This window comes from Planotetraspora phitsanulokensis (genome assembly GCF_016863295.1).
In the GTDB taxonomy this organism is placed as follows: domain Bacteria; phylum Actinomycetota; class Actinomycetes; order Streptosporangiales; family Streptosporangiaceae; genus Planotetraspora; species Planotetraspora phitsanulokensis.
In genome coordinates, this window is record NZ_BOOP01000036.1 from 61,027 (window position 1) to 85,755 (window position 24,729).

The following is a 24,729-nucleotide window of genomic DNA, read 5'->3' on the forward strand; positions in this document are numbered from 1 at the left end:
CCTCAGTTTCCGGTCGTCTCGCCCTTGTCAGCCCCGGTCTTGGCCAGGCTGGCCTTGGCGGCGGCCACCAGTCGCTCGGCGGTCAGGCCGAACTGCTCATAAATCGTCTTGTACGGCGCGGAGGCTCCGAAGTGCTCCAAACTGAGCACTTCCCCCGCATCACCGACGAACTCGCGCCAGCCCAGCGAGATTCCCGCTTCGACGGCGGCCCTGGCCCGGACCGCCGGAGGCAGGACGCTCTGCCGGTAGGCGTCGTCCTGTGCCTGGAACCACTCCACGCACGGCATCGAGACGACGCGCGTCGCGATGCCCTCGGACTCGAGGATGCCCCGGGCCTCGACGGCGATCTCGACCTCGCTGCCGGTGCCGATCAGGACGACCTCCGGCTGCCCGTTGGAGGCGTCCTGGAGGACGTACCCGCCGCGCGCGACCTTGTCCGCGTCGCCGGTGCCCTCGTAGACCGGGAGGTTCTGCCGGGTGAGCGCGAGGGCCGCGGGGCGGTCATCGTGCTCCAGGATCACCTTCCACGCCGCGGCGGTCTCGTTGGCGTCGGCCGGGCGCACCACGTCGAGGCCGGGGATCGCGCGAAGCGCCCACAGGTGCTCGACGGGCTGGTGGGTCGGGCCGTCCTCGCCGAGGCCGATCGAGTCGTGCGTCCAGACGTAGGTCACCGGCAGCTTCATCAGCGCGGCCAGCCGTACGGCGGGGCGCATGTAGTCGCTGAAGACCAGGAACGTGCCGCCGTAGGGGCGCGTGCCGTTGTGCAGCGCGATGCCGTTGAGGATGGCGCCCATGCCGTGCTCGCGGATGCCGAAGTGCAGCGTGCGGCCGTAGGGGTTGCCGGGGAACTCCTTGGTCTGGCGGTCCGAGGGGATGAAGGACGGCTCGCCCTTCATCGTGGTGTTGTTGGACTCGGCCAGGTCGGCCGAACCGCCCCAGAGCTCGGGGAGGACCGGCGCCAGCGCGTTCAGCACCTCGCCGGACGCCTTGCGCGTGGCGACGGAGGAACCCACCTCGAAGGACGGCAGCGCCTCGTCCCAGCCGGCGGGCAGCTTGCGGTGGGAGATCCGGTCGAACAGCTCGGCGCGCTCGGGGCTGTTCTCACGCCAGCTCTGGTAGCCCTTCTCCCAGCCGGCGTGGGCCTCGCGGCCCCGGGCGACGACCGCGCGGGCGTGCTCGAGCACCTCGGCGGGGACGTCGAAGTGCTTCTCCGGGTCCATGCCCATGACCTGCTTGGTGGCGGCGACCTCGGCCGCGCCGAGCGCGGAGCCGTGGATCTTGCCGGTGTTCTGCTTGTTCGGCGCGGGCCAGCCGATGATGGTGCGCAGCCTGATGATCGACGGCTTTCCGGTCTCCGCGCGGGCGGCCTCGAGAGCCGCGTACAGGGCGGGGACGTCCTCCTTGTAGTCGCCGGTCTTCAGCCAGTCGACGTCCTGGACGTGCCAGCCGTACGCCTCGTAGCGCTTGAGCACGTCCTCGGACAGGGCGATGTCGGTGTCGTCCTCGATCGAGATCTGGTTGGCGTCGAAGATCACCGCGAGGTTGCCGAGCCGCTGGTGGCCGGCGATCGAGGCGACCTCGTGGTTGATGCCCTCCTCGATGTCGCCCTCGGAGGCGATGCACCAGATCATGTGGTCGAACGGCGACTCGGTCGCGGGGGCGTCCGGGTCGAACAGGCCGCGCTCGCGGCGGGACGCCATCGCCATGCCCACGGCGTTGCCGAAGCCCTGGCCGAGCGGCCCGGTGGTGGTCTCGACTCCGACGGTGTGGCCGTGCTCGGGGTGACCCGGGGTCAGGCTGCCCCACTGGCGCAGGGCCTTCAGGTCGTCGAGCGTCAGGCCGTAGCCCGACAGGTACAGCTGGATGTAAAGGGTCAGGCTGCTGTGCCCGGCGGACAGGACGAACCTGTCACGACCCGCCCACTGAGCGTCGGACGGGTCGTGGCGCATGACTCGCTGGAAAAGAAGATAGGCGGCGGGGGCGAGGCTCATCGCGGTGCCGGGGTGGCCCGAGCCCGCCTTCTCCACCGCGTCCATCGCCAGGGCGCGGACCACGTCGACAGCCTGCCGATCGAGGTCGCTCCACTCAAGGCTTTCGCTGCTCAACTGCTCGATTCCCCTCTTGTCATTCGCGCTGGGTTGTGGCAATCCCGCCCACACGGGGACCCTAGTGGGTCCGCTGTAGTGCCGTTCCGCAGCCCCTCGGTCGGCCGCGAGGCACCTGAGCAGCGAGGCCTCCGGGTGCCGGGACTAGGTGGGCTTTCGGCCCCAGTTCCTGGACCACCGGTCTCCCCGACTACAGTGATTGCTCAACTGCCGGGGTGCTGCCCGGAGATCCGCTCTAATCAGAGGTTACGCGTTGACCCCGCATGTGTTGGAAGCGCCTTGACGCTGCTGACGAACAAGCAAACGATGGCCCCGCCGGGAACCGCCGCGACGGCCGCCGCCGCCACGACCACCCGTACCCTCGGGGCGGTCATCAAGGCGTATGTGGCGCTCACGAAGCCCCGGATCATCGAGCTGCTCCTGATCACGACCCTGCCGGTGATGTTCCTCGCGGCGCGGGGTCTGCCCCCGCTGTGGACGGCCACGGCGACGATGATCTTCGGCACTCTCTCGGCGGGCAGCGCGAACGTCCTGAACTGTTATATCGACAGGGACATCGACAAGACCATGCGGCGCACGCGCCGCAGGCCCCTCGCCAAGTCCGACGTCTCCCCGCAGGGGGCGCTCGTCTTCGGCATCGTCCTCGGCGTCCTGTCCACCGCGGGCCTCGGCCTCACGGTGAACTGGGTGGCGGCGGGGCTGTCGCTGGCGGCGATCCTGTTCTACGTCTTCGTGTACTCGATGTTCCTCAAGCGGCGGACGTCGCAGAACATCGTGTGGGGCGGAATCGCGGGCTGCATGCCGGTGCTGATCGGCTGGTCCGGGATCACCGGCGGCCTGTCCTGGGCGCCCCTGGTGCTGTTCGGGGTGGTCTTCTTCTGGACGCCGCCGCACACGTGGACCCTGGCCATGCGCTACCGCGAGGACTACGCCGCCGCGCATGTGCCGATGTTGCCCGTGGTGGCCACGGAGCGCCAGGTCGTGCGGCAGACCATCGCCTACACGTGGGCGACCGTGCTGTGCTCGCTGCTGCTGTGGCCTGTGGCGAAGACCACGCTGCTCTATCCCGTGGTGGCCCTGGTCCTCGGTGCCGGGTGCCTGTGGGAGGTCTACCGTCTGCTCTCCCGGCTGAACGCCGGCAAGACGGGCGTCGACCTGCGGCCGATGCGGTTCTTCCACTGGTCGAACGTCTACCTGGCGCTGCTCTTCCTCGCGGTCGCGGTCGACGCGCTGCTCGTCTGACCGTCCGGCTCCGTCCGGTCGGTCCGGCGCCTTCACACGGCGTCTCCGTACGGCTCAGCCGTACATGTCGGCGACGTTGTCCCGCGGGGCCGGTTCGAGCTCTCCCGCGGGCCCGCGCCCGAAGGACCGCAGCAGGTTCTCCGTCACCGTCGTGACGAAGCACCGCGTCCGCTGGTCGATGCCGTGCGTCACGGGACTGTCGCGGGTGCCGGCCATCAGCGCCTCGGCCCATCGCATCGTCCCGGAGGCGAAGACCCCGGCCCCGCTCGGCGCGGTGTAGTAGGCCGAATCGGCGAAACTCGGCCTCCTGCCGCACATCAGGGGCGAGTGGGCGAGGATCTCCAGCGGTCGCGGGGTCGGCACGGTCGGGTTCACCCGGTCGTACTCCACGCCCACCAGATGGGGGAACGAGTCGCCGTACGCGACCCCCGTGCCCGCGAAGAGCCAGTGACGTGGTGTGGCGACCACATAGGGCGCGTCCGCGGGGAAGCCGTCGTAGTAGACGCCGACGAGCGACGACTCGGGGTCGGGCATCGGCTCGGCCCGGTAGTCCGCGGTCACCAGTTCGGGGCTGACGCCGTACACGGGGTCGAGCCCCGCGTCCGTCTTGTAGCAGACCACCCGGCGGCCGTCCCGCTCCAATCGGATGCGGCGGTAACACGTGTTGGCCCCGAGGAACGCGAGGTTCGTGCCGGCGTCCCTGGCGGCCGTGACACCACGCCGCATCTCGGGCGTCCAGTACTCGTCGTGGCCGAGGAAGAAGACCGCCCTGGCGCCTTCCAGGGCCTGACGGCGGTCGAGATCGACGCCGGTGGTGTAGGCGAGGTCGACGCCGAGCCGTTCGGCGAGCGCCACGACCGCCCGTTCGTGGACGAGGAACTTCTCCACGCCCGTCGGGTCGTAGGGCCGGTCGAAGCTGACGGCCAGCGAACGGGTGTCGTATCCGCCGCCCTCACCGAGATAGAGGCTGTGGCCGCCCCAGCCGTTGTAGGCCTGCCAGGTGGCGGCGGCATGGACCAGCAGGGTCTTGCCCGCCACGCTCGCCGAGCGGACGACCAGGGGGACGTACCGTTGTGCCCCTCCGGCCGCGTCCAGGCGCAGGAGGTAGACGCCCTCGGGCCAGCCGTCCGTGGGCACGGTGGCGGATCGCGGCCAGGCGGCGGTGACGGTCCGGGTGAGCGGGTCCAGATCGGCGGGAGCGTGGGCCCTGCCGCGGATCCAGCCGGATCTCCAGACCCTGCGTGCGAGGGCTCCGCCGTACCAGCCCATGCGGTAGGCCGTGACGCGGAAGCCGTCTGTGATCGTCGACACATGGAGGCCGACCGGCTCCCCGGGGAGCACGCTCACCTTGTCGCAGTAGCCGTCGACGGCGCCCGCCGGGCCGTACGACGTCAGCCGCCACCCGGGGTCGCCCGGCAGGAGCCGCTCGGGCAGAGGCGGCGGCTCGAGCGGCATGGCCTGCGCGGTGGCGGGCGCGGCAGGCGCGGACGGAGCCGCGGACGGTCTCGGGGCGGGCTCCCGCGGGCCGGCGCACCCGCCGACGGATCCTGCGACGGCCGCGGCGCCCGCCACCCGGAGGAACCGGCGCCTGCCAAGGCCGTCCTGAGGTGCCTCGCCCATCATCCCCACCTGCTCGAAGCCGACATCGCGCTGGCGAAAATATCGTGGAGCCCGGGGGCGGAGGCCGCGCGAGAGGTCTGCTGTCCACCCGTTTCGTGGAAAGGCATGGCCTCGCCGCGCGGGTCCGTGAGCCGGTCCGTGAGCCGGTCCGGGGCGGGGATCCGCCGGGGCCGGAGGGGACAGGACGTGCGTGTTCGGTTACAGTCGCGGAATGGCGAGCCTTGATCCCCGCGCGGTGCTGAAGGACCGCCCGTCGGCAGGCCTGATCATCGGCCTGGTCATCGCGGGGATCTGTGCCCTGGTGTCGTTCTCCTTCGACATCCTGAACGGTGACCCGGTCCAGTTCACCCTCGCGCTCGGGCTGGCGGTCGCGCCCGTCCCGCTGCTGCTCGCCGGTGTTCTCGCCCTGGACCGCATGGAGCCGGAACCGCGCACCACGCTGATCTTCGCGTTCGCGTGGGGGGCGGGGATCGCCGTCCTGCTCGCCGGCATCCTCAACTCGCTGAACCTGCTCGCTTTAGAGCGGACGCTCGGGGACCCGAACAGCGCGCGGAACCTCGTCGCCACGTTCGGCGCGCCGCCGGTCGAGGAGACGCTGAAGGGCCTGGTGCTGCTGGGGCTGCTGCGGTTCCGGCGGCAGGAGCTGGACGGGCCGACCGACGGCATCATCTACGCGAGCATGGTCGGCCTCGGCTTCGCGATGTCGGAGAACGTCAGCTACTACCTCGCCGCGCTCGACCAGAACGGCCCCCAGGGGCTCGCCGCCACCGTGGTGCTGCGCGGGGTGCTCTCCCCGTTCGCGCATCCCCTGTTCACCTCGTTGATCGGGATCTCGGTGGCGTACGCGGCCAACCGCAGAGGAGCGCCCGCGACCATCATGATCATCGCGGGCTGGATCGGGGCCATGGCCCTGCACGGCACCTGGAACGGCTTCGCCTCCTTCGGCGGGCTCGGCGGACTCGCGATCGCGTACCTGATCCTGATGGTCATCCTGGTGATCGAGATCACGGTGATCGTCAGGGACAGGAAGCGCATCGTCGGCCTGATCCACCACTACCTGCCGCCGTACGAGCGCAACGGGCTGGTCAACCAGGCGGACATCTACATGTTGTCGTCGCTGCGGCGCCGCAGGCACGCGCGCACCTGGGCCAGGGCGCTCGGCGGCAAGGCCGGCGCCCGGGCCATGAGCGACTACCAGCTCGCCGCCACCGAGCTCGGGCTGCTCCACGAGCGCGCGGCCCGCGGCGGCGTCGACGAGGAGTCCTTCCGGGGCACCCAGCGCTCGCTCGCCGACCTGATGGCCTACGCCCGCCTGTCCTTCCCGATGCCCGAACGGCATCAGGCCCGCGCGGCGAAGGGAGTGCCGCCGCCCGGGTACGCACCCGGCGCCCCCACTCCAGGCCATCCGCCGCGGATCCCCGGCTACGGTCCCGGCGGTTTCCCGCCCGGCGGTCCCGGCTCGGGGTACGGCCCGCCGGGCTACGGTCCCGGCGGCCCCCCTTCGTCTCCGCCCGGGTACGACCACGGCGGCCATGCTCCGGGCCCGCCCGGATACGACCACGGCGGCTACCCGCCCGGCACCGCCGCCGGATAGGGCCGCCGCGTCCTTCATCCGCGGCCCGCGCCGTGCGTGACGGCACCCGGGGCGCCTTCAGGGGGCCGAGGCGACCGTCAGCCCGCGATCGCGTCGTCCAGGGAGGTCTCGCGGGGACCGAGGAACCGGGGCGAGGAATTCAGGACCAGGCTGTTCAGCAGCGCCTTGGCGGCCGCGGGGATCTCCCTGGCGGCGTACACGGCCGTCTCCAGCGGCCAGTCGCGGCTCGAGTCGTCGCCCACGCCGAACGTCTCCATCCCCGCCGTACGGCACAGCGCCACGGCCCGGGGGAGATGGAACTCCTGGGTCACCACGACGAGTCGGGTCGCGCCGAAGATCTTGTTGGCCCGGACGCAGGAGTCCCAGGTGTCGAAACCGGCGTAGTCGAGGGCGATCTTCGTGACCGGGATCCCCTGAGTGACGAGGTAATCGCGCATCACGGTCGGCTCGTCGTATCCGACCCGGCTGTTGTCGCCTGACACGAGGATCGCCCTGATCTTCCCGGCCTGGTAGAGCCGGGCCGCCAGGTCCAGCCTGCTGCGCAACATCGGCGTGGGCCGGTCGCCGCCGATGCCCGCGCCGAGCACGAGCGCCGCGGGCATCACGGGCACCGAGTCGATCCAGTCGGCGCCGGGGCGCGCGACCACCCGATGAGACGCGCTGTCCAGCCACGCCCAGGTGATCGGGCCCAACGGCAGCAGGCTCAGCACGACGACGATCTGGAAGGCCGTGCGCAGTGTGGCACGAGACCACGGGGGGCGTGGCAGGCGGATCATGCGTGGTGGGTCAGGCGTTCGCGGCGTGGGGGAGGGCCTGCTCGGCCGCGGGCGCGTCCAGCGTCCCGCGTGATCGCATCAGGAACACCACCCGCAGGGTCGCGATCCACACCAGGGTCGCGCCCAGCACGTGCAGGCCCACCATGAGGGCGGGGACGGCGAGGAAGTACTGCACGTAGCCGATCACCCCCTGGCCCAGTTCGACACCGAGCAGCACCAGCGCGCCGCGTCTCGCCCGTCCGGGCGAGTCGGTCACGTGGAGCGCGAACAGCAGCGCGAACGTCAGCCCGACCACGATCCAGACGACGTCGGTGTGCAGTCGCACCACGCTCTCGATGTCGAAGTCGAACCGGGAGGCCCTCTGGTCGCCCGAGTGGGGGCCGGTGCCGGTGACCACGACGCCGACGATGATCAGGACGAACACCGCGGCGGTGAGGAAGAAGCCCAGCGTCCTGATGTCCCGGTGGACCAGCCGATGGGGCGGCGCGTCGCCCTCCCCGGACCGGGCGAACAGGGCGAACGCCGCGGCGATCATGCCGACCGACAGGAGGAAGTGCACGCTGACCGTCACCGGGTTGAGCACGCTGCGGACCACCACTCCGCCCCAGAGCGCCTGGGCGACGACCCCGAGCGGCTGGAGCGTGGCCAGCCCTACGAGGACCCGGCGGCCCTGGTCGCTGCCGGGCCGCGCGAGCCGTACGGCCGCGAGGAAGCAGCCGATTGCGACGGCCAGCACCAGGAAGGTGAGCAGGCGGTTGCCGAACTCGATGGCCATGTTGACCGGGGAGTGCGCGTCATGCGGTGCCGGGACGAAGCTGTCCGGGGTGCAGCGCGGCCAGGTGGGGCAGCCGAGGCCGGATCCGGTCAGCCGCACGGCGGCGCCGGTGACGGCGATGCCCGCGTTGACCACTACAGCCGCCAAGGCCCAGCGCCGCATCGTGGCGGCGGTGGAGAACCAGAACGAGCGATAGAAGGCGATCGCAAGAGGGCGAAGCCGGTCAACTAGGCGGGTCACGGCAATCATCGTAGGCGGCACCAGGGGCGGTGTCCCCTTCGACCCTGATCCTCCTATAGCAAGGTGATCTGAATCGTTTTCGTGTTGCGACGGTGTCAGGACCTGGCCCTGGTGGCGCCGATCGACGCCGCGACGACGCAGCCGATCGCGGCCCACTCGTGCACCTGGAGCACCTCGCCGAGGACGAAGAGCCCGACCAGCGCGGCGACGGCGGGCTCCAGGCTCATCAGGATGCCGAAGACCTGCTTCGGCATCCGGCGCAGCGCCTCGAGTTCCAGCGAGTAGGGGATGACCGACGACAACAGCGCGACCCCCGTGCCCACGAGCAGGATGTGGGGATCGAGCAGGTCGGCTCCGCCCGAGGCGACGCCGATCGGCGTGATGACGATCGTGGACACGATCATGGCGAAGGACAGCCCGCTGGCGCCGGGGAACCTGGCGCCGGTGGCCGAGGACAGGACGATGTAGGCGGCCCATAGCGCGCCGGCGAGCGCGGCGAAGCCGATGCCGGCCCAGTTCGCCCCGCCGCCCTGGCCCCAGGGGGCGAGCAGGATCACACCTGCCGCGGCCAGGACGACCCAGGCCAGGTCGAGCAGGCGGCGGGAGGAGACCACGGCGAGGGTGAGCGGGCCCAGGAACTCGATGGCGACCGCGATCCCGATGGGCAGGCGGGCGAGCGCCTCGTAGAACGAGAGGTTCATCAGCCCGAGGCTGACCCCGAACGAGATCGCGACGGCGAGGTCGCGCCGGGTCATCCCACGCACCTTGGGCCGGGCCATGGTGAGCAGGATGACCGCGCCGATGCCGATCCGGAGGAACACCACCGCGGACGGGGAAAGCTGGGTGAACAGGTTCTTGGCCAGCCCGGCGCCGACCTGGACCGACAGGATCGCCAGGAGCACCAGCCCGGAGGGCGGGATGGCGTCCGACGTCGTGCGGAGTGCCCTTCCCGCCCTCATCCGGTACGGCTCGGAGGCCCCGGACAGGGATTCAGCGGTCATGCGGGCAACTCCCCCGAGCAGAAACGATTAACCGCCCAGAATTGGACAACCAGCACTATGCCAGACCCTCAATCTCGGGCCTGACCAGCCGTCCCTCGATCGCGTCCGGGGAATGCCCCCCGCCCCGCGGCCGCCGCTCGGCGTGAGACAGGCGTGCGGGAGCCGTACAGGGAAGTCGGCGACAGCTTTGGGGTTGATCATGCACGCCTTCGGCGAGGCGCGCCCTGACCTGGGCAGACGCCGGTCGTGATCAAGCACTGGTTCAAGAACGTCAACCCTGACCTGGGCAGACGCCTGGCGTGATCATGCAACAGGGAGGGACTACTCCCAGCGGAACGTGCGGGCGGCCAGTCCCAGGCCGGCCACGGTCCAGCAGAGCAGGACGATCACGGGCCCCGTGGGGAAGCCCGCGCCGTTCTCGAGCACCGACCGCATGCCCTGCGTGAGCGCCGTGATCGGGAGCAGCTCCAGGATGGGCTGGATGCCGCTGGGGAACTTGGTCAGTGGGAACACGACGCCGCCGAGCCCGAGCAGCACGAGGTAGACCAGGTTCGCCCCCGCCAGGGTGGCCTCGGCCCGGAGCGTCCCCGCCATGAGCAGGCCGAGCCCGCTGAACGCGGCCGTCCCGAGCAGGACCAGCAGGATCACCCACAGCGGGTTGCCGTGGGGCGACCAGCCGAGGGCCAGCGCGACGGCGCCGATCACCACGACCTGGATGATCTCGACCGCGATGACCGCGCAGGTCTTGGCGAGCAACAGCCCCGCCCTGGACAGGGGAGTGGCGCCGAGCCGCTTCAGCACGCCGTACCGCCGCTCGAACCCGGTCGCGATGGCCTGCCCGGTGAAAGCGGTGGACATCACGGCGAGCGCGAGGATCCCGGGGGTGACGAAGCCGATCCGCGACCCTTCGACGTCGATGAGCGCGGCCTGGGAGAAGCCCACCAGGAGCAGGATGGGGATGATCAGCGTGAGCAGCAGCTGCTCGCCGTTGCGGAGCATCGCCCGGGCCTCGGCGCCCGCTTGGGCGAGGACCATCCGGGGCAGCGGGGCCGCCCCGGGCCTGGGGCTGAAGTCGAGCGTCGTCATCAGGTCGTTCCACCAGTCGTCAGATCGTCCCGCCGGCGAGCAGGCTCGGTGCACAGGTCGGGTCGCGTGCCTTCGCGGCGACCGCCCTCTCGCCGCCCTTCGGGCCGTTCCGCCCGCCCGGGGAACGTCATCGCAGCTCCCTGCCGGTGAGCTCGAGGAAGACGTCCTCCAGCGTGCGGCGCTCGATGCTCAGGTCCTCGGCGGTGACGCCCTCCGTGGCGCACCAGGCGGTGACCGTCGCCAGCAGCTGGGGGCCGACCTGGCCCTCGATGATGTAGTGCCCCGCGGGCGACTCCTTGGCGGCGCTCCCGGGCGGCAGCGCGCTGAGCAGCTCGTCGAGGTTGAGCCCGGGCCGCGCGCGGAAGCGGAGCTGGCGTTCGGCGCCGGTCAGCGTCTCGGGGCTGCCCTCGGCCACCACCCGTCCGTGATCGATGACCACCACGTGGTCGGAGAGCTTCTCCGCCTCGTCCATGTGATGGGTGGTCAGAACCACGGACACGCCCGCGTCGCGAAGCCCCGTCACCACGTCCCAGCACGCGTGCCGTGCCTGCGGGTCGAGGCCTGCCGTCGGCTCGTCGAGGAAGACCAGCTCCGGCCGTCCGATGACGGCCGCGGCGAGCGAGAGCCGCTGCTGCTGCCCGCCGGACAGCCGTCTGTACGGCGTGCGCGCGTGGTCGGTGAGGCCCAGAAGGTCGAGGAGCGCCCCGGGGTCGAGAGGGTGGGCGTAGAAGCGGGACACCACCCGGAGCCATTCGCCCGCCCGCGCGGCAGGGGGGACGCCTCCGGCCTGGGGCATCACGCCGAGGCGCGGCCGGAGCGAGGGATCGGCCGGGTCGAGCCCCAGCACCCGCACCGTCCCCGCGTCGAGGCGGCGGTATCCCTCGCAGATCTCGATGGTGGAGGTCTTGCCCGCGCCGTTGGGGCCCAGGATCGCCGTCACCTCGCCGCGTCCGCAGGCCATGGTCAGACCGTCCACGGCGATCGTCCGCCCGTACCGCTTGATCAGCCCACTGATCTCGACGGCTGCTCCGGCGCCCGAGGCGCTGCCACCCGCCCGCACGTCACGGGCCTCCCCTCAGCGAGATGAACCATCGGGGCCGGCCGGGAACCGGTCCGCCCGCGCTGGTCGTCGATTCGAACCGGTCTGCCGATTCCCAACGAGTCTAGGGAGCGAGACTGCCGGTCCGGCCGGGGGATGGCCGTCCCACGGCCGAAACACGGCCGAAGGCTGAGACACCGCCGGTGGACATCCGCCCCATTGTGATCGCGTACCGCCCCCCGATGATCTACGGACGGGCTGCCGGGCACGGCTTCCACGGTACGTCTTCGCAGGTTAGGTAAGCCTTACCTGCGTGAGAAATTGCATCCTTCTTGTCTTCCCCTTGGTTTGTCGTCCGGGAAGGAATTACGGCACACTGATGTTGTGAAATACGTGCCCGAGAGGATGAACACCGAGGAGACCGCTGTGCAGCGGCCTTCCGTGGTGCCCTCCGCGCGTACGCAGCCCCATACTTCCACCCCCGACTCGCCGGAGGCGAACGTGGGGGCGGGGAGCGCCGTCCACCTGGGTCCTGGTGTGTCCGCCCAGATCACGGCCGAGCGCGGCACGCGCGCCCGGGTCGCGAGGCTGATCCTGGAGCACGGCCCGGTGACCGCGGCGGCCCTGGGGGAGAGGCTCGGGCTCACCCCCGCGGCGGTCCGCCGCCACCTCGACGCGCTGCTCGCCGACGGCATGATCGACTCCCGTACGGCACGGCCGCGCGGCCAGCGGGGCCGCGGCAGGCCCGCGAAGATGTTCGCGATCACCGACGCGGGACGCAGCGCCTTCGTGCACGCCTACGACGACCTCGCGGGCAGCGCCCTGCGCTTCCTGGCCGAGCGGCTGGGCGGCGAGGCGGTGTCGGAGTTCGCGCAGGCGCAGTTCTCCGGCCTGGTCAGCAGGCTGGAGCAGCTGATGCGGGAGGTGCCGGACGACCAGCGGGTACGCGTGCTCGCCGAGGCGCTGTCCGCCGAGGGCTACGCCGCGTCGTCCACGAAGACGGGGCAGGGCGGGGAGCAGCTCTGTCAGCACCACTGCCCGGTGGCGCACGTCGCCGCCGCGTTCCCCCAGTTGTGCGAGGCCGAGACGGAGGCCTTCGGGCAGCTGCTCGGCACACCGGTGCAGCGACTGGCCACCATCGCGAACGGCGACGGCGTCTGCACCACCCATGTGAGTTCCCACGCGCTGGCCGCACGGCAGGCGCCAACCCAGATAACGAGCACATCGACGAGCAAGGAGTCCGGCAGGTGACTGTCACCGACCGCCCGCAGCTGGAAGGCCTCGGGAATTACAAGTTCGGCTGGGCCGACTCGGACGCGGCGGGCGCCGCGGCCCGGCGCGGCCTGTCCGAAGAGGTCGTCCGCGACATCTCCGCGCTCAAGAACGAGCCGGAGTGGATGCTCGACCTTCGCCTCAAGGGCCTTCGGCTGTTCGGCAAGAAGCCCATGCCCACGTGGGGTTCCGACCTCACCGGCATCGACTTCGACAACATCAAGTACTTCGTGCGCTCGACCGAGAAGCAGGCCGCCTCCTGGGAGGAGCTGCCCGCCGACATCAAGAGCACCTACGACAAGCTCGGCATCCCCGAGGCGGAGAAACAGCGCCTCATCGCGGGGGTCGCGGCCCAGTACGAGTCCGAGGTCGTCTATCACAAGATCCGTGAGGACCTCGAGGAGAAGGGCGTCATCTTCCTCGACACCGACACGGGTCTCAAGGAGCACGAGGAGCTCTTCAAGGAGTACTTCGGCTCGGTGATCCCGGTGGGCGACAACAAGTTCGCCTCGCTGAACACCGCCACCTGGTCGGGCGGGTCGTTCATCTACGTGCCGCCGAACGTGAACGTCGAGATCCCGCTGCAGGCCTACTTCCGGATCAACACCGAGAACATGGGCCAGTTCGAGCGGACCCTGATCATCGTGGACGAGAACTCCTACGTCCACTACGTCGAGGGCTGCACGGCGCCGATCTACTCGTCCGACTCGCTGCACTCGGCGGTCGTCGAGATCATCGTGAAGAAGGGCGCCCGCTGCCGTTACACGACCATCCAGAACTGGTCGAACAACGTCTACAACCTGGTCACCAAGCGCGCCGTGGCGTACGAGGGCGCGACCATGGAGTGGATCGACGGCAACATCGGCTCCAAGGTCACGATGAAGTACCCGGCCGTCTACCTCATGGGCGAGCACGCCAAGGGCGAGACCCTGTCGGTCGCCTTCGCCGGTGAGGGCCAGCACCAGGACGCGGGCGCCAAGATGGTGCACCTCGCGCCGAAGACCTCCTCGACGATCATCTCCAAGTCCGTCGCCCGCGGCGGCGGCCGGACGTCCTACCGCGGTCTCGTGCAGATCGAGGAGGGCGCGGCCGGCTCGGCGTCGACCGTCAAGTGCGACGCCCTGCTCGTCGACCAGATCAGCCGGTCGGACACCTACCCGTACGTCGACGTCCGCGAGGACGACGTGTCGATGGGCCACGAGGCCACGGTCTCGAAGGTGTCGGAGGACCAGCTGTTCTACCTGATGAGCCGCGGCATGAACGAGGACGAGGCGATGGCGATGATCGTCCGCGGCTTCGTCGAGCCGATCGCCCGCGAGCTCCCGATGGAGTACGCGCTTGAGCTGAACCGCCTGATCGAGCTGCAGATGGAAGGAGCCGTCGGCTGATGGGCCTCGAGACCAAGCCGCTGTCGACGCTGCACGAGCGGTCGTCGTACAACGTGGCCGACTTCGCCGTGCCGACCGGCCGTGAGGAGGAGTGGCGGTTCACCCCGCTCTCCCGTCTCAAGGGCCTGCACAACGGCACGGCGGCCGCCTCGGGCACCGTCGACGTCACCGTCGACGCGGCCCCCGAGGTGACCGTCGAGACCGTGGGCCGCGACGACGCCCGGGTCGGCAAGGCGTACGTGCCCGCCGACCGGATCAGCGCGCAGGCCTACGCGTCGTTCGAGAAGGCGACGGTCGTCACCGTCCCGCGTGAGGCGGTCGCCTCGCGGCCGACGGTGATCACTCTTCGCGGCTCCGGCGGCGGCGCCGCGTACGGCCACATCGTGGTCAAGGTCGAGGCGATGGCGGAGGCCGTCGTGGTCCTCGACCACAGCGGCAGCGCCGTGTACGCCGACAACGTCGAGTTCGTCGTCGGCGACGGCGCGACGCTGAAGGTCGTCAGCCTGCAGGACTGGGACGACGACGCCGTCCACGTCTCGCACCACCACGCCCAGCTCGCCAAGGACGCGACGTTCCGCTCGTTCGTGGTGACCCTCGGAGGCGACCTCGTACGGCTGTCGCCCTCGGTGGCCTACACCGCCCCGGGCGGCGACGCCGACCTGACCGGTCTCTACTTCGTGGACGCCGGGCAGCACCTGGAGCACCGGCTCCTGGTCGAGCACACGGTGCCGAACTGCCGCAGCAACGTGACCTACAAGGGCGCGCTGCAGGGCGAGGACGCGCACGCGGTCTGGATCGGCGACGTGATCATCCGGGCCGAGGCCGAGGGCACCGACACCTACGAGCTCAACCGGAACCTCATCCTCACCGACGGCGCCCGCGCCGACTCGGTGCCGAACCTGGAGATCCTCACCGGAGAGGTCGCCGGCGCCGGCCACGCGTCGGCCTCGGGTCGCCTCGACGACGAGCACATCTTCTACCTGCAGGCCCGGGGCATCCCGTTCGAGGAGGCGCGCCGCCTGGTCATCCACGGATTCTTCGCCCAGCTGCTTGAGAAGATCGAGGTCGAGGAGATCCGCGAGCGCGTCCTCGCCGCCGTCGAGGCGGAGCTGGCGCGATGACCGAGGTCCGCGAGCAGTGGGAGAAGGTCTGCCAGGTCGGCGACATCCCCGACGAGGGTGCCATCGGCGTGGAGATCGACGATGTCCCGGTGGCGATCGTGCGCACCGGCGACGAGGTCTTCGCCCTGCACGACGTCTGCTCGCACGCCGAGGTCAAGCTCAGCGAGGGCGAGGTCTACGACCACACCCTCGAATGCTGGCTCCACGGCTCCTGCTTCGACCTGCGGACCGGCAAGCCCACCGGCCCTCCTGCCACAAAGCCCGTGAACGTCTACCGAGTAAAGATCGAAGGCGACGACGTGTACGTCTCGCTCTCGAAGGAGTAATCAAGTGCCCACCCTTGAGATTCGTGACCTGCACGTCGCCGTCGGCGACAAGGAGATCCTGCGCGGCGTCGACCTGACCGTCAGCTCGGGAGAGACCCACGCCATCATGGGGCCCAACGGCTCCGGCAAGTCGACCCTCGCCTATGCGCTCGCCGGTCATCCGAAATACACGATCACGTCCGGAAGCGTCCTGCTGGACGGCGAGGACCTCCTCGAGATGAAGGTCGACGAGCGCGCCCGCGCCGGGCTGTTCCTGGCCATGCAGTACCCCGTCGAGGTGCCGGGCGTCAGCGTGTCGAACTTCCTGCGGTCCGCGATCACCGCGGTCCGCGGCGAGGCGCCCAAGCTGCGCGAGTTCGCCAAGGACCTGAAGACGGGCATGGACGCGTTGTCCATCGATCCCGCGTTCGCCCAGCGCAACACCAACGAAGGCTTCTCCGGTGGTGAGAAGAAGCGCCACGAGATCCTCCAGCTCGAGCTGCTCAAGCCGAAGATCGCCATCCTCGACGAGACCGACTCCGGCCTCGACGTCGACGCCCTGCGGGTCGTCTCCGAGGGCATCAACCGGTTCCGCGGCCTCGACGGATCGGGTGAGGGCTCCGGCGCCGACACCGGCGTGCTGCTGATCACCCACTACACCCGCATCCTGCGGTACGTGAAGCCGGACTTCGTCCACGTCTTCGCCGCCGGCCGGATCGTGGAGGAGGGTGGCCCCGAGCTCGCCGAGAAGCTGGAGAACGAGGGCTACGAGGCGTACACGAAGGCGTCCGCCTGATGAACGGTGCGGCTCCCTTCGACGTGGAGAGGATCAGGAAGGACTTCCCGATCCTGTCCCGTGAGCTGCCCGGCGGCCGCCCGCTGGTCTATCTCGACTCCGGAAACAGCTCGCAGAAGCCCACGCAGGTCATCGAGACCATGCGTGAGCACCTGGCGCAGCACTACGGCAACGTCGGCCGCGCCCTGCACGTCCTGGGCAGCGAGTCCACCGACGCGTACGAAGGCGCCCGGGACAAGATCGCCGCTTTCATCGGCGCGCCGTCGCGCGACGAGGTGATCTTCACCAAGAACGCCTCCGAGAGCATCAACCTCGTGGCGTACGCCTTCGGCAACCCGGTCAACACCGACGAGCGGTTCAAGGTCGGCCCCGGCGACGAGATCGTCATCAGCGAGATGGAGCACCACTCCAACATCGTGCCGTGGCAGCTGCTCGCGCAGCGCACCGGCGCGACGTTGCGCTGGTTCCCCGTCACCGACGAGGGCCGCCTCGACATCAGCGGTCTCGACGAGCTGGTCAACGAGCGAACGAAGATCGTGTCGATCGTGCACCAGTCGAACGTGCTCGGCACGGTCAACTCGGAGTCGCCGATCCTGGCCAGGGTCCGCGAGGTCGGCGCGCTGATGATGCTCGACTGCTCGCAGTCGGTGCCGCATCAGCCGGTCGACGTGGCCGAGCTCGGCGTCGACTTCGTGGCCTTCACCGGGCACAAGATGGTCGGGCCCTCCGGCATCGGCGTCCTGTGGGGCCGCAAGGAGCTGCTCGACGCGATGCCGCCGTTCCTCGGCGGCGGCGAGATGATCGAGGCGGTCTGGATGGACCACTCGACCTACGCGCCCGTGCCGCACAAGTTCGAGGCGGGGACGCCCCCGATCGTGGAGGCCGTCGGCCTCGGTGCGGCGGTGGACTACCTCACCTCCATCGGCATGGAGGAGATCAAGCGGCACGAGAAGGAGCTCACCGGCTACGCGCTCGAGGCGTTGCAGGAGATTTCCGGGCTCAGGATCATCGGGCCTCGCACCGTGGTCGCCCGCGGCGGCACGGTCTCCTTCACGATGGAGGGCATCCACCCGCACGACGTGGGGCAGATCCTCGACGACGTGTACGGCATCGCGGTACGGGTAGGCCACCACTGCGCCCGCCCGCTGCATCTCCGGTTCGGAATTCCAGCGACCACGCGGGCGTCTTTCTACCTGTACAACACGACGGCCGAGATCGACGCACTGGTCCGCGGCCTCCACCACGTGCAGAAGGTGTTCGGCTAGAACCATGATCGCTGAGAGCATGTACCAGGAGCTGATCCTGGAGCACTATAAGCACCCTCAGGGCAGGGGGCTGCGAGAGCCGTACGACGCGGAAGTCCACCATGTGAACCCGACCTGTGGCGACGAGGTCACCATGCGGGTCAAGCTGGGCGACGGCGGCAAGGTGCTCGACGTCTCCTACGACGGTCAGGGCTGTTCGATCAGCCAGGCCGCGGCGTCGGTGCTGCACGAGCTGGCCACGGGGTCGACCGTGGTCGAGACGTTGTCCGTGGTCGACGAGTTCACCCGGCTGATGCAGGGCCGCGGTCAGGTCGAGGCCGACGAGGACGTGCTCGGCGACGCGGTGGCGTTCGCCGGCGTGGCGAAGTTCCCCGCGCGGGTCAAGTGCGCCCTGCTGGCCTGGATGGCCTACAAGGACGCCCTGGTGAGGAGCCAGGCGTGACCTGCCGTACCGTCGCCGGTCGCATCACCCGAGGCGGGTGGCGCGAGGGCGCGGACGTTCCCCAAGGTTGTGAAGGCGGCGGCCCGGCACGGGGTGCGGGGGAGCCGCGAGGTGAGGAGACGACGTGAGCAAGCCGACAGAGACGCCGACGAGCCCCGCTCCGGCGTACGACGGGGAGACCTCCCCTGACGACGTCATGGAGGCGCTGAAGGACGTCGTGGACCCCGAACTCGGGATCAACGTCGTCGACCTCGGCCTCATCTACGGGCTGAACCTCGACGCCGCGGGTGAGGGCGAGCGCCCGATCGCGACGATCGACATGACGCTGACGAGCGCGGCCTGCCCGTTGACCGACGTGATCGAGGACCAGGCCAACTCGGCCCTGGCCGACCTGGTCTCCAGCGTTGTGATCAACTGGGTGTGGCTGCCGCCGTGGGGCCCCGACAAGATCACCGATGAGGGACGTGACCAGCTGCGCATGCTGGGGTTCAACGTCTGATCGGCCTGTCCGGCCGTCCGGTGAGTACCGGACGGCCCGGCGGGATCCCGGAAACCCGCGTGTCCCCAGAGGCTTCCGGGAATGATGTAAGCTGATGAGCAGTTGGTGCTTTTCTGATGGTTCCGTTACTTTCGTGGGTTTCTCTGCCTGATGTGACGGAACCGGGTGTCCGTGCGGTCCTCGCAGGAGGGCCGGCACGTCTGCGGGGACACCGGCACCACTGATGATCGTGAGTAGACCCCGCCCGGGGTAGACTCGCGGAAAGATCGCAGCGTTGGATCACCAGACGCGACGACCGCGTGACGCTGCCGAACGGCACGAGACCCTATGTGCCGAGGACTGATGACCGGAAGAGCCGGACGTCACGTCCGCCCGGGAGAGACTCCCGGAGTTCCGCCGAGTGGGATTCGCTCCCTCACGTCCTGATCGAGGCACGGCACCGCCGTGCTTGCCCCGGCTCGTCCTTTCGCAGAAGTGACGCGCCCCCGTGTTCCGACACGTCACCTTCGATGAAAGGCACGATTTCGTGACCATGCTCGACCCCGGCCTGCCCGCGACCCTCGACACCGAGGAGGCGACGGCCGACTTCGCCCAGCTCGGGTTGCCCAAGCCGCTCGTGGCGGGGCTGGCCCGGCAGGGCATCACCGCGCCGTTCCCCATCCAGAGCGCGGCCATCCCCGACATCCTCGCGGGGCGCGACGTCCTCGGCCGCGGCCAGACCGGCTCCGGCAAGACGCTGGCCTTCGGCCTGCCCACCATGGCGCGGGTCGCCGGTGAGCGCGCCCTCCCGAGGCGTCCCCGCGCCGTCATCCTCGTCCCCACCCGTGAGCTGGCCCTCCAGGTGGCCGACTCGCTCGAGCCGCTCGGCCGCGGTCTTTCGCTGCGGATCAAGACGGTGGTGGGCGGCATGTCCATGGGCCGGCAGATCGAGGCGCTGCGCCGCGGCGTCGAGATCGTCGTCGCCACGCCCGGGCGGCTGACCGACCTCATGGAGCAGGGCGAGTGCTCCCTCGAGGACATCGAGGTCAGCGTCCTCGACGAGGCCGACCACATGTGCGACCTCGGTTTCTACCCCGTGGTGAGCTCGATCCTGGCCAAGACCCCCGCCCACGGCCAGAGGCTGCTGTTCTCCGCCACGCTGGACGGCGACGTCGACAAGCTCGTGCGGGCGTTCCTCACCGACCCGATCACCCACTCCCTCGACCCCGCGACCTCGTCGGTCGAGACCATGGAGCACCATCTGGTCCAGGTCCACCGGGACGACAAGGTCGACGTGACGGCAGAGATCGCCAGCCGGGAGGGCCGGACGATCCTGTTCGTCCGGACCCAGCACGGCGTCGACCGGGTCGTGAAGCAGCTGGCCCGCGTCGGCGTCCGGGCCGGCGGCCTGCACGGCGGCAAGCGGCAGAACCAGCGGACCCGGATCCTGAGCGAGTTCCGCGAGGGCAACATCAAGGTCCTGGTCTGCACCGACGTGGCCGCCCGCGGCATCCACGTGGACGACGTCAGCCTCGTCCTCCACGTCGACCCGCCGGCCGACCACAAGAGCTACCTGCACCGCGGTGGCCGTACGGCCCGGGCGGGCGAGCGGGGCAGCGTCCTGACGCTGGTCATGCCGAACGAGCGCCGTTCGACCGAGCAGATGGCACGCCGGGCGGGCATCAATCCGTCCCGGCACCGGGTGACGCCCGGCGACCCCGTGCTGGCGGAGATCGCCGGCGCCCGCCGGCCCAGCGGCGAGTCGATCCCCGTGTGGGAGCCGGACGTGCGCAAGCCGCTGCGTCCCAAGGCCGACCACGCGGGCGGCGACCGCCGTTCGCGCCGGTTCGGCGACCGCCGCGACCGGGACGGCCGTCCCGGCGAGGCCAGGCCGCCGCGGCGGCGGGACGAGTCGGCCGCCGGCAGCGTGAGCGAGATCCGCGGCCGGTTCCGCGACAGGCCGTCTGAGGGCCGCGGCGAGCGGCGTGACGACCGGCCCTTCGAGCGCCGTGACGACTCCCGCGGCGACCGCGGCGCATCCCGTGGCGAGCACGGTGGGCCTCGCGGTGACCGTGGCGGGTCCCGCGGCGACCGCCGCCCCCCTCGCCGTGATCACGCAGGCGTTCGGGAAGCGGGTCGCTGAGCTGCCCCGATCCTTGTGGTGATCATGCACAGGTTCTTGTTCTAAGGCCCTGATCTGCGGTTTTGCCAAACGTGATCATGCAGGTGAAGTAGGCCTGCATGATCACGTTTTGCATTTCCGCTGCATAGAGGGTGATCCTCGAATCCGCGCATGATCACGAACTGGGTTGTTCCTTGGTATGGTCCGCGCGGCGGGTGTGCGACGCGCCCCGGGCGGGACTGACCTGGATGCGCCCCTGCGGCGGATAGTCTGGACGGGCACGCCCGACGATCCGAGAGAGATCATGAAGACGTTCGAAGAGCTGTACGCCGAGCTGGCGGAGAAGGCGCGGACCCGGCCCCCGGGCTCGGGGACCGTCGCCGCCCTGGACGCCGGTGTCCATGCCATCGGCAAGAAGATCGTGGAGGAGGCCGCCGAGAGCTGGATGGCGGCCGAGCACGAGTCGGCCGACCGGGCTGCCGAGGAGATCTCGCAGCTGCTCTACCACGTCCAGGTCCTCATGCTGGCGAGGGGCATCGGGCTCGACCAGGTCTACAAGCATCTGTAGCCGCGTGATCGCGGCCACCTGCTCGTGACCTCGTCAATCCCGATTCCGAAAGGTTCATCGCACGCCATGCTGCGTCTCGCCGTACCCAACAAGGGCGCACTCACCGATGCCGCCCAGACCATCCTGAAGGAGGCCGGATACCGGCCGCGGAGGGATTCCAAGGAGCTCGTGGTCGTCGACCCCGAGAACTCGATCGAGCTGTTCTTCCTGCGCCCCCGCGACATCGCCGTGTACGTCGGCGAGGGCACCCTGGACGCGGGCATCACCGGCCGCGACATGCTGTTCGACTCGGGCGCCCCGGCGGAGGAGGTCGTGCCGCTGGGCTTCGGCCGGTCGACGTTCCGGTTCGCCTCGGCTCCCGCGACCTACACCAGCGTCGACGAGTTGGCGGGGCTGCGGATCGCGACGTCGTACGCGGGCCTGCTGAGCAAGTACCTCGCAGACCGGGGTGTCGACGCCCGGGTGATCAAGCTCGACGGCGCGGTGGAGACCGCCATCCGGCTGGGCGTCGCCGACGCGGTCGCCGACGTGGTCGAGACGGGTACCACCCTGCGCAACGTCGGGCTGGAGGTCTTCGGCGAGCCGATCGCCCACTCCGAGGCCGTCGTGATCAAGCAGTCCGGAGCCGCGGAGACGAACGGCTTCCAGCAGCTGATCCGGCGCCTGCAGGGCGTGCTCGTCGCCCGCGACTACGTCATGATCGACTACGACATCCGGGCCGAGCGCATCGACGAGGCCATCGCGATCACGCCGGGAATGGAGGGGCCGACGGTTTCCCCGCTCCACCGTGAGGGCTGGGTCGCCGTCCGCGCCATGATCCCGCGCAAGGGTCACCAGCAGGTGATGGACCAGCTCTGGGAGATCGGGGCGAAGGCCATCCTGATCACCGCCATCTTCGCCGCGCGGCTCTGACCGGGCGGCCCGGAGACGCACGGTGTCACACCTGCGGCTTCTGACCTGCCAGCGTCGTGCACACCCTGCTGTGGCCGATGACCTCGCCGCAATGTCAGCGGGGTCGTGACCCGGCCGGGCTCCGGCGAGCCACGTCGCCGGGCGACGCCGACCGCAGGAGCCGCAGGATCGCCGCGCCCGCCAGGTACGTGACCAGGGCGGGTGTCGGCAACCCCAACACGGCCGGAGCGGTGCTGGGCAGCAGGCTGTTGTCGAGGAGGGCTACGACGACACCGGCGAACCCCGCCAGGGCGACCCCGAGACGCGCCACGGGGTGGGCTGCGAGAGCGAGTCCGAGACGCGCCACCGGGCGAGCCACCAGGGCGAGCCCGAGGCGCGTCGTCGGGGGTGCCGCCGGGGCACGTTGTCCGGGACACCGGGCTGAGGGAGCGACCGTGCCCGGCGCGTCCGCGACGGCCCGGCGTGCGCCGCGGACCTCGATCCGCCCGAAGACGGCGACCAGGGGCGCCAGAGCGAGACCGCACAGCAGCAGCAAAGGGATGCGCCAGGCCAACCAACCTGCTGAGCCGGCCGCGTACACGGGAAGGACGCCGGCGAGGTGGAGGGCGAAGACCACCAGGACCGCGGCGGTGACGTGCCAGAGGAAGATCGTCAGGATCACGGTGTTGACCGCGACGACCACCGTCCACGGCCGTGTGCCGCGCAGCCACCGGGCGGCGCGGTCGCGCAGCAGGAGCACCGCCCCGATCTGGGCGGACGCGACGGCGAGCAGGGCCAGGCTCGGGGGTGACATGTTGTGCAGCCGCTCGCCCGGCACGTTGAGCATGCTGACCGGATACGGGCCCGCGAGGGTGAACAGCAGCAGCGCGCCGACCCCGCCGAGCAGCAGCGGCGCCGCCACCCGGGGGCGGGCGGGCAGCAGCCCGTCTCGCCAGGCGAATCCCATTTGGTAGACGGCCAGCCAACCGAACAGGTAGTTGCCCAGACTCAAGGACGGCGCGCCGAGGAGCCGGGCGACGTCACCGAGGGCGACGAGGCAGACCAGCGCCGGCGGGACCCACAGGCCGTACCGGAGGTGCAGGGCGTACATCAAGGGCGTCAGCACGACCAGGACCAGGTAGACCACGAGAAACCACAGCGGTATCGAGGCGAACCACACCACCAGGCGAACCCGGGCTGGATCGGCGCCGAGCAGGTGGGCGGCGAACGCGCCCCCGGCCATGACCAGGATCAGGGCCGTGGTCGGCCGGAGCAGCCGCCCGCTCCGGTTGACCAGCCACCCCGCCGCGTCTCCGCCCCGGTCGCGGTGCCTGGTCAGCGAGACCGCGTTGGCGTATCCGCCGACGAAGCAGAAGACCGGCACCACCTGGAAGAGCCAGGTGAGCGGATGAGCCCACGGCAGGTCGGGCAGTGCCGACCGGCCGACCAGTTCGCTGTGTTCGTCGTACCCGACCACCGTCACCAGCCAGTGACCCAGGACCACGGCCAGGATCGACAAGCCGCGGAGCAGGTCCGCGAACCGCTCCCGTGACGGCGGCGTCTGCTCGGCGAGCCGGCGAAGCCCTCGCAACGCGGCGCCCATGTCGTCCATCTCCTCCAGGGCACCCTCGGGTCGATGGGGTGACATCGGTTCCCTACCCCGCCCCGACGGGCGTCCATCGGCCGGGGGATCCCGCGCCGTGCCCGCCCGGCGGATCCGGCTCGTGCATCGGGCCGGCAGCCCGACCCGGGCGAGTTCGCACCGCTCCCAGTACCGGCGGCTGATCAGCTCGTGGCGACCGTCCGCAGGTCGGCGGCCGCCTGGCGCAGATGCGACACCGCGAGATCGGGAAGGTCGAGTCCGCGCGTGGAGATGCCGACGGCCAGGCAGGTGCCTCTGTCGCCGTCCGGTACGGCCACGCCGGCGCATGCCACGGTGTCGCGGAACTGCCCGTGCTCCTCCACGAGCTCACCCGGATGGAGGCCGGACAACTCCGCTTCGAGGTCCTCGAGACTGGTCGGCGTGGTGGAGGTGAACGGGCGCATGCCGTACTCAGCCAGGACGCGCCGCCGTGTGCCGGGGGAGAGCGTGAGGAGCAGCGCCTTGCCGAGCGCCGTCGCGTGGGGCGCGGTCTCCAGCCCGGCCTGCAGGTCCTCCAGCCAGGGAGAGCGGGGTCCCTCGGCCACGTCGAGGATGAAGAGCCGTCCGTGGGAGAGCCGGGCGAGGTAGGCCGTGTGCCCGGTGGCCGAGGCCAGATGGTGCAGCACGGACGGAGCCCGGGGCGGGCGGTGGAAGGCGCCGATCAGCTCGTGGAACCGCTCGGCGATCTGCGGGCCGATGGTGTACTCGCCGCTCGGGCACCGGGTGAGGTAGCCCTCGTAGGAGAGCGTCCGTACGAGGTGATAGGTCGTGGACAGGTTGAGTTCGCAGCGCCGGGCGAGCGCCTTCACCGTCAGCGGCCGGTCGGACCTGGTGACCTGCTCGAGCACGCGCAGAGCGCGGGAGACACTGCGGATCAGATCGCTGGGCGCTGTGTCGGCCATCCTCACAGCATGTCCCGGGCCGGTAGCGCAAGGAATACCCGTGGTGTGCACCATCTGAA

22 protein-coding genes are annotated in these 24,729 nt (G+C 70.3%); 13 read left to right on the top strand and 9 right to left on the bottom strand.

The window, feature by feature from the left end; genetic code table 11:
* Positions 1–2 precede the first annotated feature (2 nt).
* Positions 3–2,105: a transketolase gene (tkt, locus tag Pph01_RS33625; RefSeq protein ID WP_373315701.1), complete on the bottom strand. Its 2,103-nt coding sequence runs from the start codon at positions 2,103–2,105 to the stop codon at positions 3–5.
* Between the two features lie 279 nt (positions 2,106–2,384).
* On the opposite strand from tkt, the gene Pph01_RS33630 reads away from it, so the two are divergent.
* Positions 2,385–3,347 (top strand): heme o synthase, encoded by a 963-nt coding sequence (locus Pph01_RS33630; RefSeq protein WP_373315702.1) that lies wholly within the window; start codon positions 2,385–2,387, stop codon positions 3,345–3,347.
* A gap of 54 nt (positions 3,348–3,401) precedes the next feature.
* Here Pph01_RS33630 and Pph01_RS33635 read toward each other — a convergent pair whose 3' ends face one another.
* Positions 3,402–4,967 carry a N,N-dimethylformamidase beta subunit family domain-containing protein gene (locus tag Pph01_RS33635; protein WP_204077230.1) on the bottom strand — a complete coding sequence of 522 codons (1,566 nt, stop codon included), beginning with the start codon at positions 4,965–4,967 and terminating at the stop codon, positions 3,402–3,404.
* Between the two features lie 211 nt (positions 4,968–5,178).
* On the opposite strand from Pph01_RS33635, the gene Pph01_RS33640 reads away from it, so the two are divergent.
* The gene (locus tag Pph01_RS33640) at positions 5,179–6,561 is read left to right on the top strand and encodes a PrsW family intramembrane metalloprotease (protein ID WP_204077231.1); all 1,383 of its coding nucleotides are present in this window, start codon (positions 5,179–5,181) and stop codon (positions 6,559–6,561) included.
* Positions 6,562–6,638: 77 nt separating this feature from the next.
* On the opposite strand, the gene Pph01_RS33645 is transcribed toward Pph01_RS33640, so the two are convergent.
* The 5 genes from Pph01_RS33645 to Pph01_RS33665 form a co-directional block, all read right to left on the bottom strand.
* On the bottom strand, positions 6,639–7,337 hold the full coding sequence (locus tag Pph01_RS33645) for a SanA/YdcF family protein (protein ID WP_204077232.1): 699 nt from the start codon (positions 7,335–7,337) through the stop codon (positions 6,639–6,641).
* 10 nt (positions 7,338–7,347) lie between these two features.
* A complete protein-coding gene (locus Pph01_RS33650) occupies positions 7,348–8,352 on the bottom strand; it encodes a COX15/CtaA family protein (protein ID WP_425570083.1) in 1,005 nt (334 codons plus the stop codon).
* A gap of 95 nt (positions 8,353–8,447) precedes the next feature.
* Positions 8,448–9,353, bottom strand: a complete 906-nt coding sequence (locus Pph01_RS33655; protein ID WP_204077234.1) for an EamA family transporter — start codon at positions 9,351–9,353, stop codon at positions 8,448–8,450.
* 321 nt (positions 9,354–9,674) lie between these two features.
* Positions 9,675–10,439, bottom strand: coding sequence for an ABC transporter permease (locus Pph01_RS33660; RefSeq protein WP_204077235.1), 765 nt, complete (start codon positions 10,437–10,439; stop codon positions 9,675–9,677).
* Between the two features lie 127 nt (positions 10,440–10,566).
* Complete coding sequence (locus tag Pph01_RS33665; protein WP_204077236.1) at positions 10,567–11,499, bottom strand: ABC transporter ATP-binding protein; 933 nt, start codon at positions 11,497–11,499, stop codon at positions 10,567–10,569.
* Positions 11,500–11,862: 363 nt separating this feature from the next.
* Here Pph01_RS33665 and Pph01_RS33670 point away from each other — a divergent pair, with 363 nt between their 5' ends.
* From Pph01_RS33670 to hisG, 11 genes are all read left to right on the top strand, one after another.
* Positions 11,863–12,729, top strand: coding sequence for a helix-turn-helix transcriptional regulator (locus tag Pph01_RS33670; protein WP_239117214.1), 867 nt, complete (start codon positions 11,863–11,865; stop codon positions 12,727–12,729).
* Positions 12,726–14,138, top strand: a complete 1,413-nt coding sequence (gene sufB, locus Pph01_RS33675; RefSeq protein WP_204077237.1) for a Fe-S cluster assembly protein SufB — start codon at positions 12,726–12,728, stop codon at positions 14,136–14,138. The genes Pph01_RS33670 and sufB overlap by 4 nt, the downstream gene beginning before the upstream one ends.
* Positions 14,138–15,259, top strand: coding sequence for a Fe-S cluster assembly protein SufD (sufD, locus tag Pph01_RS33680; protein ID WP_204077238.1), 1,122 nt, complete (start codon positions 14,138–14,140; stop codon positions 15,257–15,259). Before sufB ends, sufD begins: the two co-directional genes overlap by 1 nt.
* Positions 15,256–15,585, top strand: coding sequence for a non-heme iron oxygenase ferredoxin subunit (locus tag Pph01_RS33685; RefSeq protein ID WP_204077239.1), 330 nt, complete (start codon positions 15,256–15,258; stop codon positions 15,583–15,585). Before sufD ends, Pph01_RS33685 begins: the two co-directional genes overlap by 4 nt.
* A gap of 4 nt (positions 15,586–15,589) precedes the next feature.
* Positions 15,590–16,360 carry a Fe-S cluster assembly ATPase SufC gene (gene sufC, locus Pph01_RS33690; RefSeq protein WP_204077240.1) on the top strand — a complete coding sequence of 257 codons (771 nt, stop codon included), beginning with the start codon at positions 15,590–15,592 and terminating at the stop codon, positions 16,358–16,360.
* Entirely contained in the window at positions 16,360–17,625 is a 1,266-nt protein-coding gene (locus Pph01_RS33695) for a cysteine desulfurase (RefSeq protein ID WP_204077241.1), read from the top strand. The genes sufC and Pph01_RS33695 overlap by 1 nt, the downstream gene beginning before the upstream one ends.
* A gap of 4 nt (positions 17,626–17,629) precedes the next feature.
* Complete coding sequence (gene sufU, locus Pph01_RS33700) at positions 17,630–18,067, top strand: Fe-S cluster assembly sulfur transfer protein SufU (protein WP_204077242.1); 438 nt, start codon at positions 17,630–17,632, stop codon at positions 18,065–18,067.
* 124 nt (positions 18,068–18,191) lie between these two features.
* A complete protein-coding gene (locus Pph01_RS33705) occupies positions 18,192–18,566 on the top strand; it encodes a metal-sulfur cluster assembly factor (RefSeq protein ID WP_239117215.1) in 375 nt (124 codons plus the stop codon).
* Positions 18,567–19,098: 532 nt separating this feature from the next.
* The gene (locus tag Pph01_RS33710) at positions 19,099–20,688 is read left to right on the top strand and encodes a DEAD/DEAH box helicase (RefSeq protein WP_204077302.1); all 1,590 of its coding nucleotides are present in this window, start codon (positions 19,099–19,101) and stop codon (positions 20,686–20,688) included.
* Positions 20,689–20,971: 283 nt separating this feature from the next.
* On the top strand, positions 20,972–21,235 hold the full coding sequence (locus Pph01_RS33715) for a phosphoribosyl-ATP diphosphatase (protein ID WP_203886168.1): 264 nt from the start codon (positions 20,972–20,974) through the stop codon (positions 21,233–21,235).
* Between the two features lie 66 nt (positions 21,236–21,301).
* A complete protein-coding gene (gene hisG, locus Pph01_RS33720; RefSeq protein ID WP_204077243.1) occupies positions 21,302–22,147 on the top strand; it encodes an ATP phosphoribosyltransferase in 846 nt (281 codons plus the stop codon).
* A gap of 94 nt (positions 22,148–22,241) precedes the next feature.
* Here hisG and Pph01_RS33725 read toward each other — a convergent pair whose 3' ends face one another.
* A complete protein-coding gene (locus tag Pph01_RS33725) occupies positions 22,242–23,774 on the bottom strand; it encodes an acyltransferase family protein (protein ID WP_239117216.1) in 1,533 nt (510 codons plus the stop codon).
* 137 nt (positions 23,775–23,911) lie between these two features.
* Positions 23,912–24,670: an IclR family transcriptional regulator gene (locus Pph01_RS33730; protein ID WP_204077244.1), complete on the bottom strand. Its 759-nt coding sequence runs from the start codon at positions 24,668–24,670 to the stop codon at positions 23,912–23,914.
* Positions 24,671–24,729 lie beyond the last annotated feature (59 nt).

Bases quoted from the DNA above. Each gene is read 5' to 3' on its own strand.
- Pph01_RS33635 (WP_204077230.1), bottom strand. From the start codon at position 4,967: ATGGGCGAGGCACCTCAGGACGGCCTTGGCAGGCGCCGGTTCCTCCGG.
- Pph01_RS33640 (WP_204077231.1), top strand. From the start codon at position 5,179: ATGGCGAGCCTTGATCCCCGCGCGGTGCTGAAGGACCGCCCGTCGGCA.
- Pph01_RS33645 (WP_204077232.1), bottom strand. From the start codon at position 7,337: ATGATCCGCCTGCCACGCCCCCCGTGGTCTCGTGCCACACTGCGCACG.
- Pph01_RS33655 (WP_204077234.1), bottom strand. From the start codon at position 9,353: ATGACCGCTGAATCCCTGTCCGGGGCCTCCGAGCCGTACCGGATGAGG.
- Pph01_RS33660 (WP_204077235.1), bottom strand. From the start codon at position 10,439: ATGACGACGCTCGACTTCAGCCCCAGGCCCGGGGCGGCCCCGCTGCCC.
- sufD (WP_204077238.1), top strand. From the start codon at position 14,138: ATGGGCCTCGAGACCAAGCCGCTGTCGACGCTGCACGAGCGGTCGTCG.
- Pph01_RS33685 (WP_204077239.1), top strand. From the start codon at position 15,256: ATGACCGAGGTCCGCGAGCAGTGGGAGAAGGTCTGCCAGGTCGGCGAC.
- Pph01_RS33695 (WP_204077241.1), top strand. From the start codon at position 16,360: ATGAACGGTGCGGCTCCCTTCGACGTGGAGAGGATCAGGAAGGACTTC.
- sufU (WP_204077242.1), top strand. From the start codon at position 17,630: ATGATCGCTGAGAGCATGTACCAGGAGCTGATCCTGGAGCACTATAAG.
- Pph01_RS33710 (WP_204077302.1), top strand. From the start codon at position 19,099: ATGCTCGACCCCGGCCTGCCCGCGACCCTCGACACCGAGGAGGCGACG.
- Pph01_RS33715 (WP_203886168.1), top strand. From the start codon at position 20,972: ATGAAGACGTTCGAAGAGCTGTACGCCGAGCTGGCGGAGAAGGCGCGG.
- hisG (WP_204077243.1), top strand. From the start codon at position 21,302: ATGCTGCGTCTCGCCGTACCCAACAAGGGCGCACTCACCGATGCCGCC.
- Pph01_RS33725 (WP_239117216.1), bottom strand. From the start codon at position 23,774: ATGTCACCCCATCGACCCGAGGGTGCCCTGGAGGAGATGGACGACATG.
- Pph01_RS33730 (WP_204077244.1), bottom strand. From the start codon at position 24,670: ATGGCCGACACAGCGCCCAGCGATCTGATCCGCAGTGTCTCCCGCGCT.